Origin of the sequence: Streptomyces sp. ICBB 8177 (assembly GCF_003144095.1) — a bacterium.
Taxonomy (GTDB): Bacteria; Actinomycetota; Actinomycetes; order Streptomycetales; family Streptomycetaceae; genus Streptantibioticus_D.
On sequence record NZ_NSKH01000004.1, the window covers coordinates 429,081 to 443,606 of the forward strand.

Genomic DNA, 14,526 nt, shown 5'->3' on the forward strand with positions numbered 1-14,526 from the left:
GCCAAGTGACGGGCGGGGCAGGCGTCGAGCCGGCCGCGGCCGGCTCGACGGTCACTCGATGGGTTGGTCTTCGTGTCCTGTGCCGTGGCCTGTCTGTGGTGTGGGTAGTTCGGTGGGTGTGATCAAGAAACTCGTTCTCGCCTTGTCCATGGCTGCGGTTGTCGGGCTGCCCCTGGCCACTCCCTCGGCCACCGCGGATTCTCCCGTCAGGGAGATCCACGGGCACGGCAAGCAGGCCTGCCCGGAGCGGTCCCTGTGCCTCTACCAGGACCGTGACTTCAACGGCCGCCACGATGCCCCCGTCTGGGTCCTCAACGGCCACGATGTCGACCAGCTCAGCAAGTACGACGCCAACGACCGGGCATCGTCCGTCTACTACCGGGCGCCTTTTGCGTGGTACGCCTATCTGTGCGAGCACGCGTCCTGCGGCGAGGGCGACTTCAAGCTGATCCACGGAGCCGCCTCCTACGAGACTCTCGACGGCCTCAACGGGGATCACGGCACGATGGTCAACTCCAGTGAGAAGAGGGTGTGGCTGACCGACAGCATCAGCGCCGTCAGGTTCGGTTCCACGAACCGCTGAGCCACCACTCGGCAGGAGAGAATGCCAGGCAGTTCCCGCGCAGCCGTGAGGCGCCGGTCTGCCGTGCCCGCGGCTCCGAAGCGCCTTCAGCCGTGCCGCCGCCGTCCGCCCACGACCGGGCGCGTCTGCCCGCAGAGAGCTGCGCCTGACCGCTTGCCAGGTACAGAGGGCTTCGCCGCCGACAGGAGTTGGCGCTATGGTCCTGACCGTGGCCGCCGCCCCCCACGACATCTCGGTCAGCAACAGGCCGGGGCTCCTGCGACAACTCGTTCGCTCATGGCGGCGTCGGCGGTGTCCCAGCCGCCTACCGGCGGGTGACCGTGCGTGCTGAAGATCCTCGCCGTCGCGCGGGCGGCGGCCGTCGAGACCGCCGGCCGAGATCCGCGACGGAGCCCGGGCCGCAGAAGTCACCGGCCCCCGCTCCAACGATGGACCGACCGGCAGGCGCCTGATCGTACGCAAGGAACGGTCCGACTCTGGATGCCGGTTGAGGGTTCACGGCAGCTGACGGTCCAGGTTCTCCGGGATGCTCAGCTCCTGGGTTCCAATGACGGACAGCAGTTCCAGTTGCTCGGCTCCCGTGCTTCCGGGCGAAGCGGTGAACCACAGCAGACGTTGCCGGCCGTCCTCGCTGAGGAGGTTGTAGCAGTCGAGTTCGATGACGCCGAGCAGGGGGTGGACGATCCTCTTGTGGTCCATGCGGCGCACCGCGACGTCGTGGGTGTCCCAGAGGGCTGCGAACTCCTGGCTGCGGCGGCGTAGCACGGCGACCATCTTCGTGACCTCTGGGTCCCCGCCGCGCCGGGCGGCCGCCGCTTGGAGGTCGGCCACGAACACCCGGGAGTGGTGCGGGTGGTCCTCGGGCGGGTAGATCTCACGCGCCTGCGGGTCGGTGAACCAGCGGTACACGAAGCTCGCCGCCGGGCCACGGTGTGCCGGGGACGACCCGAACAGGCTCAGGGCGAGGTCGTTTTCCACCAGGGTTTCGTGCAGGTCGGTGATGACGCGCGCGGGGGTGTTCGACAGCCGGTCCAGGAGGGCGAGGAGCGCGGGCTGCACGTGTGCCGATGGTCCGTGCGCTGACGGGGGGACGGGCCGTTCGGCCAAGTGGAACAGATGGTCGCGCTCGTCGCCGTTGAGGCGCAGGGCTCGTGCAAGGGCGGCCAGGGTCTGGGCCGAGGGCTGCACGCCGTTCTTCGCGCCACCGCGTTCCAGCTCGGTGTAGTAGTCGGCGGACAGCCCTGCCAGCTGCGCGACCTCCTCGCGGCGCAGCCCGGGGACGCGCCGGCGCGGGCCCCGGGGGAGACCGACCTCGGCGGGGCGCATGCGGTCGCGGCGCGTCCTGAGGAAGGCACCGAGTTCTGGAAGGTTCACCCCTCCATGGTCGCTCGTGGGCCGCAGCCCATCCAGGGGGTGGCGTCCCCTGGGTAAACGCAGCCCTGGCTAGGGATGGGGGACCGACCGATCGTGGAAGACGCAGCAGGGCGATGGCGAGACCGCGGCCCGACCCCATCCACCACAGGAGTCAGCTATGGCCATCCCCACTTCCCTTGCCGGGACCGCTGTGCCGGTCCAGTCCGCCACCTCATCCCGTGTTGCGATCGTCCCCGGCGACGTCGAGCGCGCGGAAGCCTACGACCAGCGTCAGCACCCCGTATGAGTGATCCGGGCAAGCGCCCGGGAGCGCTCGTCCCTTCGGACGCCGATGTGACCGAGATCGGCGAAGCGATCACGCGACTGGTGGGATGAAGCACGGCACCGGCCTCTGCGCACCCACATAGACCCCGGTCGAGATGGCAGCGAAGTCGTCTCCGCGGCCGCCTACCGCCTCCGCGCCGACTTCTTCCGCCGTATCGGACTGGACGAGCCTGCGCACCGCAGGCAGCTCCCAGGAGCACCGCACCGAGAGAAGGAACAAGCAGCCATGCCTTTCGCGAACTTCAAGGTTCCCGAGAAGACCCTCACCGCGAATCAGAAGGAGGAGATCGTCACCCGCACCACCGAGCTGTACGTCGAGATCTACGGCGAGCGCGCCCGCAACAACACCATGGTGCTGGTCGAAGAAGTCGCTGACGGGGGCTGGGGCATCTCCGGCCATGTGCTCACCCTCGCCATGCTCGGCGAGGCGACACCGAGCGACACCAGCAACGCCTGACCGCATCCGCCGTCATTCGGGCAGGACAGCGCCCTGAAACCGGGGACCGCCGGGTCGAGCGTCCGCCGCACGGCAATCGCTCACCCGGCGGGCCGGCCATCGTGGGCCTGCGTTACGACCTGGCCTACGGCAGCGCACACCTCGTCGCCTTCCACGGTCTCGAGCCGTAGCCACGCCGCATCCTGAGCGTTCCGCACCCCTGTCGCGTCCGCTGAGCGCGCGCATCATTGCCGGTCACCCTGTAGGCCGGGGGCCTGCGGCACGTCGCAGCCGGTTGGCGATCGCGAGCCCCAGCCCTTCCTCGGCCGGCACCGAGGCGACGATGACGTCGCACCCTTGCTGGTCGAGTTCGCGCAGGAACCCGTACAGACCGCGCGCGTAGTCAGTCATCGAACCGGGGACCCTCACCACCGCATGTGCCGGCACGGCGGCGTCGGGGGAGGCGGGTGGGAGGACAAGGCCTACCCGGTGCCCCGCCTCCCGCATGCGCTGAGCTTCGGAGACGAGCCCTTCCGGCTCGACGAGGACGACCCGCGCTCGCGGTGCGTAATGCGACGGGTGCTGGCCCGGCACCCGGACGCTGCTGCTCGAGGGGACCGCCAAGGGGTGCCTCAGCACCTCCTCGAGGGCTTCGCGCGTGATCCCGCCGGGGCGCAGGATGCTCGGTGTGTCGCCCGTGACGTCGACGATGGTCGACTCGACGCCGACCGCGCAAGGGCCGCCGTCCAGGACGAAGTCGACCGCGTCACCGAGCTCCATGCGGACATGGTCGGCGGTGGTGGGGCTGACGGCGCCGAAGCGGTTCGCGGACGGGGCCGTGACACCGCCGCCGAAGGCAGCAAGCAACGCAAGCGCTACAGGGTGGTCGGGCACTCGCACGGCCACCGTCTCCAGTCCGCCGGTCGCCTCGAGCGGCACTCGGCGACCGCGCCGCAGGACCAGCGTGAGCGGGCCCGGCCAGAAGCGCTCGGCCAACAGACGCGCCGTAGGCGGCACATCCTCGACCCACTCGTCGAGCATCTGCGCATCGCCGAGATGGACGATCAGCGGGTGAGAGGGCGGACGCCCCTTGACCTGGAAGATGCGTGAGACAGCGGCGGGATCCTCGGCGTCGGCCCCCAGGCCGTAGACGGTCTCGGTCGGGAGAGCCACGAGCCCTCCGGCGCGCAGCACACCGGCTGCCTTCTCGATGTCACTGGTCCTCGCGATCACCCTCGCAATCCTAGGCGCACGTCGAGGACCAGGCAGCGGCCACGACGTCTTCCTCACCCTGGAGTGCCGCAGTTGACCGCAACTTCATTGGACGCGAACTTCGTCGGGTGCGGAACCTGTTGCTGCGTAGCGCCGTCGGCGCCGACGGACCACAGACCAGAGAGCGGGCTGCGTGGGCGCATCCACAGGCACCTCACCGCCTCCGGCCCCTGAGGGGCCGGAGGCACTCGCCTCGGGTGCCTTCCTCACCGTGCAGGAGAGACTGGCGGCCGTTGTGGCAGCTCGTGCTCGTGCCGAAGCGGGCTCGACGACGGCCTTGCGGATGCGGTAAGCGGCCCTGCCGGGAGATCGTCGCGGCAGCCTTGGGGCTGTCGCGATCGCGTGAAGCTCTGGCTTCGAGGGGCACCCGTCGGTGGACTCGCCAGCTACGCAGAACCCCGTACGAGACAACCTCCGTCAGATGGCGGGGCTGCAGTGCACAGCGGCACCGGACCACGAGGTGAACTGGAAGCAGGCTTGGATCATGTAGCCGGGTCCGTCGTAGTAGCCGTAGGTGGAGCCGTCACCGCCGCCTGGCGTGATGGAGTGGATTCCGGAGGGCTCGTTCGCTGTGCTGCGGAGCATGGGCACCTCCCTCATGCGGTGCTCGTGCGGTCCAAAGGGTTCGTGAGCACCGGACTGTGCCGCGATCACGTGACCGGGGCACAGCAAGTCTCATCAGCTGGAAAGAACCAATGGGACCTCCGTCGCTGGAGATTGCGGGCCCGCGGGACGAGGCAGGCTTCGACCTGCAGCTTCCCGTCGGCATTTGACGAGTTCGAGGGACGCGGGACGCCCTGCTTGATCTATGCCGCCGGGCCCCACAGGCCTGGGAGACAGCCCGCGAGCGAAGGACACCGCCGCTCCCGGCCGGCTTTCTGGACAGCTGGGACGCGGCGGGCGGGGGAGCGCCGTCGTAGTGCTGTACGGGCGTCCGCAGGCGCTGGTCCACCGCGCCCCGCTCGGCAACGCCCGGAGGCCTCGTCCTCGGCGGACAGGCGAGTGGCCGCGCCGCCGCCGGTGACGCCCTCGATGTGATGCTTCTCCAGGGTGAGGCGGAATGCTTCCTGGATCAGGTGCTATCCGCAGAGCGCCCGAGGCCTTCGCCGCCAAGTTCGGACGAGGCCCGCGTGCGGGGGACGATCCGTTATGTGCGCGTGGTACAGAAGAGCGTGCGTGCTTGGCGTGGTGAACCGGAACTACGCGGCAGGTCATGATTCACGGCAGGACGCGTTGCGCTGATCACCTCATGAGCGGTTGTGGGGTGGTTCTGCCGGTGACGGTCGAACCACCCTTGTCAGCCGCGTGGTTCCACCATCTGCTGACCCGGCCCGCGGTAGAGGTGGACAGACGCGAATTCCGCGCTCGATGGGGGAGCGCTGATGCGCCGATCGGTGGAGGCGAGCATCGTGGCGCCGTGTTCTTCCGCCACCAGTGGCAGCGGGACCCAAGGCTTGCCGAACGGACTGCGGAGTTCAGCGCGAACGCGCGTGCGCGTCGCTTGTCTGTCCGCTCGGCCCGGCGCGCGCAATGGCATCCGGTTCCGTATCGGTGTGCCGCCGGCCGTTGGTCGAATGACGGCCACGCAATAACGTCCTTTCCCGGACAGGTGTTGTCCGTTGCCGGTCGCTTGTCACGGTTCGGGCCTCGTCACGAGCGGCGTAGCAGACTTGGCCGGTGAAGGCGAGTGCTCATCACCGCGGGGTGGGTTCGCTGATCGGGTGTGAACCTCGGCGGTGTGGAGTGGCTCCCTACTATGTGGGGGTGACGTGCAGGGCTCCCTCATGGAGGAGGTCGGGTGTTCGCGGTGGCTGTCCGGAGGGACGCGCGGGGTGTGGTGTTCACGTTGCGCGGTGAACTCGACTTCGACAGTGTGGTGCAACTGCACGACGCCGCTGAGAGGGAACTTGGCAGGCGGGATGCGGGGCCCGTGGTGGTGGACTGCGCTGCCCTGTCGTTCTGCGATTCCTCCGGCGTCAGTGCGCTGATCCGGCTGGCCCGGCAGCTCACCGCCCGGGACCGGGAGCTGCGGTTGGCGGCTGTGCCGGCCTCTGTGTCCCGTCTGTTCTCTCTGACCGGGCTGGACCAGCTCTTCGCCGTCCACCGGGACGTGGCCGAGGCCTTGGCCGGCGTTGCGGCAGGACGTGGCATGGTGGTTGCCGGCGGCTCCGACGAGCCCGTCCGGCCGAGTGAGGGGGAAAGCGCATGACGCGCACACCGGAGCAGCAGCGTGCCCAAGTGCCGGCTGCGCGTCATCCGTCCACCGGTGGCGAGGACGACCTGGGGGCACTGTTCGGGAAGTCGACGGCGGTTTTCGCCGCCCTCGCGGGACCGGCGCACATGCTGGAGGCGGCGAACGGCGCGTTCTTCGAGGCGATCGGCGGCGGGGAACGCGCTCGTACCGGTCTGCCCTTGGGCCAGCTGGTGCCCGAACTCGTCGAGCAGGGCTTCGTCTCCCTGTTGGACCGTGTCTACCGCACCGGCCAGGCCTACAGCGGCCGGAACGCGCGCGTGGTCCTGGGGGAGGGCGCCGCCGCCCGCGAGGCGTTCTTCGACTTCACCTACGAGCCCCGTCTGGACGATGGCGGCAACGTGATGGGCGTGCGAGTGATAGGGGTGGAGACCACCCAGGTCAAGCACGCCCAGCGGCTCGCCGCCGAACACCGGGCACTGCTGGAGCAGATCGCCCGCCAGGCGCCTTTGCCTGAGGTGCTGGACGGCATGGCCCGCACCATCGAGGACCTCGCACCCGAGGAGGTGCTCGTCTCCGTCCTGCTCGCCGACGCCGACGGGCGGCACCTACGGCACGGCGCCGCACCGAGCCTGCCCGACTTCTACAACCAGGCCATCGACGGCATCGAGACCGGGGAGGGCGTCGGCTCGTGCGGTACGGCCGCCCACCGCCGCCAGAACGTGATCGTCACCGATATCGCCACCGATCCGTTCTGGGACGACTTCCGTGACCTGGCGGAAAAGGCCGACGTGGCCTCCTGCTGGTCGACCCCCATCCTCGCCCGCGACGGCGCCCTGCTGGGCACGTTCGCGATCTATCACCGCACTCCTCGGGCCCCGCAGGAGAGCGACCTGGCTCTGGCCCGTGTCTTCGCCGACACCGCCGCCCTGGCCATCGAACGCCACCAGGCCGAGCAGGCCCGCACCGCGGCGGAAGCCCGCGAGGCGGCCGCCCGCGATGATCTGGCCTTCCTCCTGCGCGCCAGCACCGCCTTGACCACTGACCTGGATGCCGCCCAGATCCTGCGGCGTCTGGCCGCCTCCTGCGTGCCGAGACTCGCACCGCTGTGCGCGGTCGACATCATCGAAGGCGGCCGGGTACGCCGAATTGCCACCGCAGCCCCGACACCGCCCGAGCAGGACCTGCTCGCCTCCCACATCCCGGTCTACGACGCCGATGACGACGCCGTCGCCCGCGTCCTGTCCTCCGCCGTGAGCGAAGTCGCCCGCCGCACCCCCACCGGGCCCGGCCCCTGGCGCGAACTGGGCGTCACCGGTTACCTGTGCGTGCCCCTGCTTGATCGCGGCAGCGCGTTCGGCACCCTGACCCTGCTGTCCACCGGCGACCACGTCTTCGACGGCCACGCCGTCGCCCTCACCGAGGAACTCGCCCGCCGTGCCGCCTCAGCCGCCCGGAACGCCCGCCAGTACACCCACCGTGTGACCCTCGCCCGGGACTTGCAGGCCGGCCTGCTCCTGCCGGACCTGCCCGACGTGCCCGGCGCCGACATCGCCGCCTACTACCACCCCGCCGGCGAAGGCCTCGACATCGGCGGCGACTTCTACGACCTGTTTCCCCTCGATGACGGCCGGTGGGCCTTCCTTCTCGGCGATGTCTGCGGCCGCGGCGCCCTCGCAGCCACCACCACCGCTCTCGTCCGCCATACCGCCCGTGCCATCGCTCCTCTCCTGCCCGGCCCCGAGGACGTCGTCCAAGCCGTCAACCGCGCTCTGCTCAACCGGCCCGACAGCCACGGAAACGGCTTCGTCACCCTCGTCTACGGCCAACTCACCCCTACGCCCGAGGGCCTGGACATCGAACTGGTCCGCGCAGGACACACCCTGCCCCTCCACCTCACCGCCGCACGCACCACCCCCGTCGACGCCACAGGAGGCCTGCTCGGCGTCGCACCCGACCCCCAGGTCACCCCACACCGCCTCCACCTGCGCCGCCACGAAAGCCTCCTGCTCTACACGGACGGCATCACCGAGGCCCGTGACGCCGCCGGCACGCAGTTCGGCGAACGACGTCTCAGCCACGCCCTGACCCGGGTGCCGCCACAACACGCCGCCCAGCAGGTCGTCGATGCACTCATCGGTGCACTGCGAACTTTCACCGCAGGCCGCGGCATCGACGACGACCAAGCCGCCCTCGTCATCACCGCCGTCCCCCGCCCGGTCGAAGACCACCGCCCCATCACGTCGGGATGCCGCTGAGCAGCGAACAACCGCGGCGCGATAGGAGTGTCCGGCGTTGCCTGTGATCGGGGGATGGACGCCGGCGACATCGGACCGGAGCCGCCGTAGGCACGGGCCGGCGTTCGCGCGGGGGCCAGTGGTGCAGCGGCGGCGCCGGTCCTGGTAGGCCCGGCTGGCCGCGAGGGCGGAGGACGCTTACACCGCGTCCGCCGACACGCGGGTTGCCGGCCGAAGCCCGAGAACCGGGACGCGGAAACCCGCGACTGGTCAGCCACGGCATCCGCTGATCGCAGCAACCTCCCGACGCGGTGGAGGCAACGCCGTTGCTGCCCCCGGGCGTTGATGTACCTGCCTCGTGGACCCCGCGGTGCTTCACAGCGGCCTGCCCAAGGGGCTTCCGGCCGAAGGCCGATCCGCCTGACGGCGGGATCGGTCCCACGGCCGCCCAGGTCGATGCGCTCGGGCACGTTCGCCATATGCATGGCCGACCACGGCACCGTCCGGCCGGGGCCGATCGGCTCGCGCGTCTCGGTGTCGACTACCGCCAAGCGGAGACGAACTGCCGGCCGATGCTCTGCCCGGTTGCGCCCACGCTGTGCCCACTGCCGTACCCATCGCGTCGGGGTCGGCGCCCAGTATCGTCGAGGATCAGCGTGTCGACACCGCCTGTGGGCCGGGGCCCACGCCACGAGATGACCTTGACGACGGACCGTATGGTTCAACGCCGGATAGTGAAGATCATCTGCGGCAGCATTCTGCCGGTGATGGAGCTGGAGGGGACGCTTCCTACCCGAACCGCGCCCATCGCGCGGTAGAAGAACTCGGCGTTCGGGTCCGCGTCGATCGTGAGTTCGGTGAACCCCAGGTCTCGCCCCGTGGCGATGGTGTGCTCGAACAACACGCGCCCGACCCCTTGGCCAATGGCCCGAGGATCGACGAACATCATGCCCAAAGCACCGGTAGGCGGCTTTCCTTCAAGAGTCGTGAAGCCCAGAATACGGCCGTCCCCGTCAGCCACTGTGGCCCGTCGGCGTGTTACCTCATGAGCGGCAATGGTGAGCTCGTCTCGGCAGGCTTCCAGGAAGTCGACGGGATAGCCCCAATACGCCTTGGACCGCAGCGCCAAGTCGGTGAGGACATCGGCCTCCGTCGCGCTTGCAGGCCTGATCAGCACGTCCATGTACGCCTCCGGGTGAGGAACCGATCTCTTGATGATCGCACCGGCGCCCGCCCCGACGCCGGACTTCGGCGGACGCGGCACGTCTGCCCTTTTCACCTGTCGGGTCGCGGCCCCAAGGCCAAGGTTGCGGCCCGGCCGAGGCGCTGGCACGCCGCTGGAACCCGTTCCTCTTCGACGGCCCGGGGCGCCAGACGATGCTCTTCGAACGCGGTGTGCCGTTCCGCTACGGCGGAGGGCCGTCCTGATCCCGGTCATCGACACACTTCGCAGCAGTCTTCGAGGAGCTCGAAAGCCAAGCCGCTCACCGCATCCGGGTCGCGATCGACTCCGCCGCAGGGCCCTTCGAACGCGCCGACCGGGGCGTCGAGGCGTTCCTCGACGTCTGCTCAGAAGACACCTATCGGCATGTCGACCTCCTCCAGCGGCCCCTCGCCCTGGGCTGGCAGCGACGGCGCCAGCTGGACCAGCTCCACCTTGGACGCCTCGTCCTCGACACGGCCCATGCCCTCCTCGACACCGCGGTCATCCGGCCCCAGCCGGCCGAGCTGATCGCCAGAGTCTTCTGCGGCGCCGCTCTGACCGAACGGTCACTGGCCATCACGGAGACCAACAACCCGGACCACGCCCGCCACCAGGCCACGAGACTCATGCACGACTTCGTAGGCGGACTGGCGATCAACGCCGAGGCACACCGCGGATGACTCTGGTGAGTTGCCGTAGGCGATGAGGCCGCCAAGACGGTCGCTCTGCGCTGAACACGACCGGTTCACCCGAGTCCCGGGAGCCGTGGCCCGCCATGCCGGTTCACCGGATTCGCCCCGTTTCGCGCAAGGGGTTGTCACGGAACATCAACTCGCCTGTCACAACGGCATCTTGATCAGACCCGCATCGCAACGGACCGCCCGGCAGCACACATCTTCAGCACCGACAGCGGCCCGCCAGCTGGAGCGGGCCGGACCAGACCATTCCGCAGGAGTGCACATGCGCGCCAAGAACATCGCCGCCCTCACCGTGATCGTCGCCGCGGCCGGCCTCTCGCTGACCGCATGCGGCAGCAGCGACGGTTCGACCGCGGCCGCGCACACCAGCACGCCTGCTTCCGCGAGCAGCTCGACGAACGGCCAGGACACCACCAGCCCTTCCACCGGCACCTCCAGCAACACCAACGGCGGGCCGGGAACCACCACCAGCGGCAGCGCCAGCGGCGGGAAGAACACCGGCACCAGCGGCGGCACGGGGAAGAACACCACCGGTACAGGGACCACCGCGTCGGGCGCCCCGTGCAAGACCGCGCACCTCGGCTTCAGCGCCGACTCCGCCGGAGTCGCCAACGAGATCGTCGTCAACCTGAGGAACACCGGCTCCGCCAGCTGCACCATGCACGGCTTCCCCGGCGTCCAGCTGCTCGGCGCCGACGGCCTGGGCGACGAGGGCCCCAACGCGGCTCGCACCGACACCACCGCGCCCGCCGTCACCATCGCCCCCGGGGAGGAGACCCGCTTCCTCCTCCACTACATCCCCGACACCAGCGGCTCCGGCAAGATCTACACCAAGCTCGCCGTCACCCCGCCCAACGAAACCGTCTTCGACGTCATGAGCCTCAACGGCTTGAAGATCACCGTGCCCGCCACGTCCGGCGACGCCCCCGACGTCTACGTCGACCCCGTCGGCTACCACACCGGCACCGGCAAGTAACCACACCAACAGCCTCAGCCCACACGAGACACCAGCCCCAGCAGCCACGGTCGGTTGTGGTCCGTGGCCCCCTCGGCCACAGGGACTCCCAACGAGAGCCCGCAGCAAGGGACTCGGGAGGACCAACACTTCTGCGCCAGGGAGGTCGTAATGAGCGGGTGGGCCGCCGACGACGCCGGCGAATGCGGTGGCCCGGATTCGCAGGCCCCTGTGAAGCGGCCGGGGCCCGCACCTCAGGTGGAATCAGCGCAGTCGACGTGCCCGGCCCAGGTGTGCGCGGTCCTCCCTGCGCAGGGCGGTCGGGTCACGCGGACAGGAGCGCCGGAGACTCACTGAGACCAGCGCGGAGCGACCCCGGACGCTCACACAGACACACTGATCGAGCCCGGGCGGCTGCTGGGTGTGGCTGCCGTGCTCGATGCACTGGTCAAGATCCACCTGGTCACGGATCCGTCCCGACTGCCGCCGGTCTCCGGCAGACGGCGAGGGGCGGCGTGACCTGTGACATGTGTTGTGCCACTGCCTGTGTAACAGGTCTGTCTTCAGCGGGAGTTCGGGGGAACGTCTCACCGTGACTGAGCAGTCCTGATGATCAGAAACGTTCGCCGATACCGACCCACGCGGATGCGTGCGGGGTCGTGTCGAGCGGCGGATGCCCGCAACCGATCCGAGGAAGACGATGCGCGTTCACAAGCTCACCTTCGCCGCTCTGGCCGTTGTTACGAGCCTCTCGCTCACCGCCTGTCAGAACGACGGCGGCGGCACGACGGGACAGAAGGACCCGTCGGCCGCGTCCACCGCTTCGTCCCAGGGCGGCGGTGCGGGGGCGGACGGCGGCTCCGGTCAGGGCGGTGGTGCGCAGAATTCCGACGGGGCGGGCTCGGCCGGGAACGGCTCGGCGGGCAAGGGCTCCTCCGCGCAGGGCACGGCCGCGGGCAGCGGATCCGGCGCGGCAGACGGGACGGGCAAGGCCGCCTGGTGCCGTACCGACGAGCTGGAGATCACAGCAGTGGACAACACCATCGACGGCGACCCGGAGCGCACCGTCGTGGTGACGATGAAGAACCACGGTGGCCGGGACTGCACCATATCCGGGTACGCCGGAGTCGACCTGCAGCTTCCGGAAGGCGCGTTGTCCGCCAAGCGCACGGGCGAGAAGGCCACCTCGTCGGTCCTCCGGAACGGGCAGTCGATCGCCTTCGGGATCCACTACCCGACCAACGACACGGGCGGCTCCGGCGTCCGCGTCATCGGGCTGCGGGTGACGCCGCCGAACGAGACCCGGACGGTCACCCTCAAGTGGCCCGGCGCCGCCACGCTGCCCGTCACGGACGCCACCACCTCCCAGGTGACGGTCGGCCCGGTGGGCAGCGCCGGCCAGGGCGGCTGAACGTACATCCAGCCCGCCGCCCCAGCGGTGGACGAACGGCGCGAAGCGGCGGCGAACATGGATGGCCGCTCGGCCGAGTCGAGCCTCGCCCACACACACGAGGTGCCGGTGTATGCCCTCGCGCCGCCGGCTGCGGCCCGCCACCGTCGGGGACGCTGTTGGCTGTTCCGGGGCCTGGTTACTTCGCCCTGCCGAGCCTTGCTCGGCAGGGCGAAGTCGTGCGAAGTGGCTGTTCGGGTGGGGGCCCGGGTGTGTCGGTGAGGTGAGCGTCAATGTGGGCGAGGTTGATCGCGGCACCCGTGAGGTGGTGCTGAAGGCTGGTCTTCGCGGGGCCCGGTAGAGGTCGTCTTGTATGGGACGTGAGTTGGGCGGTGAGCTGAAGCACGATGGTTTTCACGTGGGCCGGCTGGTTGTCACCGACGGCTGTGTGGGCGGTTGGGACCGAGCGCGACAGCTCGCAACTGTGGTCATCCGTGTCAGGCATCCCAGTCCTGGTTCTCCTGGGCTGGCCTCTGCCGGCTCAGGCGTCAAAATGTCAGTGGGCTCTGCCAAGGTGTGCGTCGTGGATGAACTGGTGGAGCGTGTCGACGATCAAGATCGTATGCTGGGGATGGTGGTCAGCCGCCGGCAGGCCACCCAGGAGGGTTGGCTGCACCGCATCGCCGTGACGGTGTGCCGTGATGAGCGTGGACGGATCCTCATCCACCGACGGTCGCAGCAGGTGTCCCGCTTCCCCGGGCTCTACGAGATTGAGGTCGGTGGCGCCGCGAATGTCGGCGAGTCCTACGAACAGGCCGCCGCGCGGGAGCTGGCCGAAGAACTGGGCATCCGTGCGCTGCCGCGCCTGCTGTTCACGTTCATCAACCGAAGCGGCTTGAGCCCTCACTGGCTCGGCGTGCACGAGGCCGTGGTGCCGGACACCGTGGTCGCCGATCCCGATGAAATCGCCTGGCATGGCTGGCTGACCGAGCCGGAGCTGCGGTCGGCCCTGCTGGAGTGGCGCTTCACTCCCGACAGCAACGAAGCCTTCAGCCGGTATGTGGCCTTCCGGGTCGCGCGGTCCTGACGTGGCCCAACACGCCCAGGTTCAACGCCTGTTGAACCTGGCCTCAGAGGGCGGTATGTGACGTGATGTCGCGTTGCTCCTCATCCGCAACCCGGACAATGAGGCTGGTCCGTGCTCTAGAGCCCCGGTCCCGTCAGGGCGGCAGCGACGATCAAGCTTCCCAGCCCTGGCCCACACATCGCGGCTATGAGGAGCACAAACCCAAAGGCGCGATAGAGGACCCGCTGGCGCAGGCGTGGTTGGGGCGCCAGTCCGAGACGCGCTTGCGCGTGCCTGGTGACCTTGATCGTGGGGCGATCGGACTGTGACGATGCGCTCTCGATGGCCTGGCGTATCGCGGTGTCGATGCTAGGTGATGACCCGTCCACCACCAGGCGCACGCCGTGCTCGTCGTGAAGGTGCAGTTCGTCGATGAAGCCGCCCGTGCGATTGATCGTCTCGAAGCGGCGAACCTTCGTCAGCCGGTTCAGGTCCAGCGTGCGCGGTCCGCTCAGCGTGCGGGCGGTCAAGGACCGTGTTCCTGCCTTGACGGTGAGATGGACCCTTCCACCCCACCCGTACCAGATCGGAAGAACTGCCCCACCCGCGATGTACCCAGCGATCATCGACAAGGGAACGTAGGACTCGTTCAGCGCGTGGGTCCGTATCAGCGCCACATCGATGACGACTGCTGCGGCCCACACACCCGACACGATGGCGATCCACCGGCGCATGCGCCGAGCGCAGACCGTCGGCGCCACCGGACAAGGTGGCAACCGGCGTTGTCCGCCGCGTG

12 protein-coding genes are annotated in these 14,526 nt (G+C 69.4%); 7 read left to right on the forward strand and 5 right to left on the reverse strand.

Annotated elements, in window-relative coordinates:
- Positions 1 to 148 precede the first annotated feature (148 nt).
- Positions 149 to 583: a peptidase inhibitor family I36 protein gene (locus tag CK485_RS07515; protein ID WP_158288183.1), complete on the forward strand. Its 435-nt coding sequence runs from the start codon at positions 149 to 151 to the stop codon at positions 581 to 583.
- 495 nt (positions 584 to 1,078) lie between these two features.
- Here CK485_RS07515 and CK485_RS07520 read toward each other — a convergent pair whose 3' ends face one another.
- Positions 1,079 to 1,957, reverse strand: coding sequence for a helix-turn-helix transcriptional regulator (locus tag CK485_RS07520; protein ID WP_109448273.1), 879 nt, complete (start codon positions 1,955 to 1,957; stop codon positions 1,079 to 1,081).
- A gap of 550 nt (positions 1,958 to 2,507) precedes the next feature.
- Between CK485_RS07520 and CK485_RS07530 the strand changes: the two genes are divergently transcribed.
- A complete protein-coding gene (locus tag CK485_RS07530) occupies positions 2,508 to 2,738 on the forward strand; it encodes a 4-oxalocrotonate tautomerase family protein (protein WP_109448275.1) in 231 nt (76 codons plus the stop codon).
- 234 nt (positions 2,739 to 2,972) lie between these two features.
- Here the strand turns inward: CK485_RS07530 and CK485_RS07535 are convergent, their stop codons facing one another.
- Positions 2,973 to 3,950, reverse strand: a complete 978-nt coding sequence (locus tag CK485_RS07535) for an L-threonylcarbamoyladenylate synthase (RefSeq protein WP_109448277.1) — start codon at positions 3,948 to 3,950, stop codon at positions 2,973 to 2,975.
- Positions 3,951 to 4,406: 456 nt separating this feature from the next.
- Complete coding sequence (locus CK485_RS28710; protein ID WP_158288184.1) at positions 4,407 to 4,574, reverse strand: hypothetical protein; 168 nt, start codon at positions 4,572 to 4,574, stop codon at positions 4,407 to 4,409.
- Positions 4,575 to 5,787: 1,213 nt separating this feature from the next.
- Between CK485_RS28710 and CK485_RS07550 the strand changes: the two genes are divergently transcribed.
- Together CK485_RS07550 and CK485_RS07555 are read left to right on the forward strand one after the other, a co-directional pair.
- Entirely contained in the window at positions 5,788 to 6,198 is a 411-nt protein-coding gene (locus tag CK485_RS07550) for an STAS domain-containing protein (protein ID WP_109448281.1), read from the forward strand.
- On the forward strand, positions 6,195 to 8,438 hold the full coding sequence (locus CK485_RS07555; protein WP_109448283.1) for a SpoIIE family protein phosphatase: 2,244 nt from the start codon (positions 6,195 to 6,197) through the stop codon (positions 8,436 to 8,438). Before CK485_RS07550 ends, CK485_RS07555 begins: the two co-directional genes overlap by 4 nt.
- 700 nt (positions 8,439 to 9,138) lie before the next feature.
- Here CK485_RS07555 and CK485_RS07560 read toward each other — a convergent pair.
- On the reverse strand, positions 9,139 to 9,600 hold the full coding sequence (locus tag CK485_RS07560) for a GNAT family N-acetyltransferase (RefSeq protein ID WP_109448285.1): 462 nt from the start codon (positions 9,598 to 9,600) through the stop codon (positions 9,139 to 9,141).
- A 981-nt stretch (positions 9,601 to 10,581) separates the two neighbouring features.
- Between CK485_RS07560 and CK485_RS07570 the strand changes: the two genes are divergently transcribed.
- From CK485_RS07570 to CK485_RS07580, 3 genes are all read left to right on the forward strand, one after another.
- Entirely contained in the window at positions 10,582 to 11,295 is a 714-nt protein-coding gene (locus tag CK485_RS07570; protein ID WP_109448287.1) for a DUF4232 domain-containing protein, read from the forward strand.
- A 679-nt stretch (positions 11,296 to 11,974) separates the two neighbouring features.
- A complete protein-coding gene (locus tag CK485_RS07575; RefSeq protein ID WP_109448289.1) occupies positions 11,975 to 12,685 on the forward strand; it encodes a DUF4232 domain-containing protein in 711 nt (236 codons plus the stop codon).
- 532 nt (positions 12,686 to 13,217) lie between these two features.
- Positions 13,218 to 13,751 (forward strand): NUDIX domain-containing protein, encoded by a 534-nt coding sequence (locus CK485_RS07580; RefSeq protein ID WP_109448291.1) that lies wholly within the window; start codon positions 13,218 to 13,220, stop codon positions 13,749 to 13,751.
- Positions 13,752 to 13,867: 116 nt separating this feature from the next.
- Here CK485_RS07580 and CK485_RS07585 read toward each other — a convergent pair whose 3' ends face one another.
- Positions 13,868 to 14,464 carry a hypothetical protein gene (locus CK485_RS07585; RefSeq protein ID WP_109448293.1) on the reverse strand — a complete coding sequence of 199 codons (597 nt, stop codon included), beginning with the start codon at positions 14,462 to 14,464 and terminating at the stop codon, positions 13,868 to 13,870.
- Between the last annotated feature and the right edge of the window lie 62 nt (positions 14,465 to 14,526).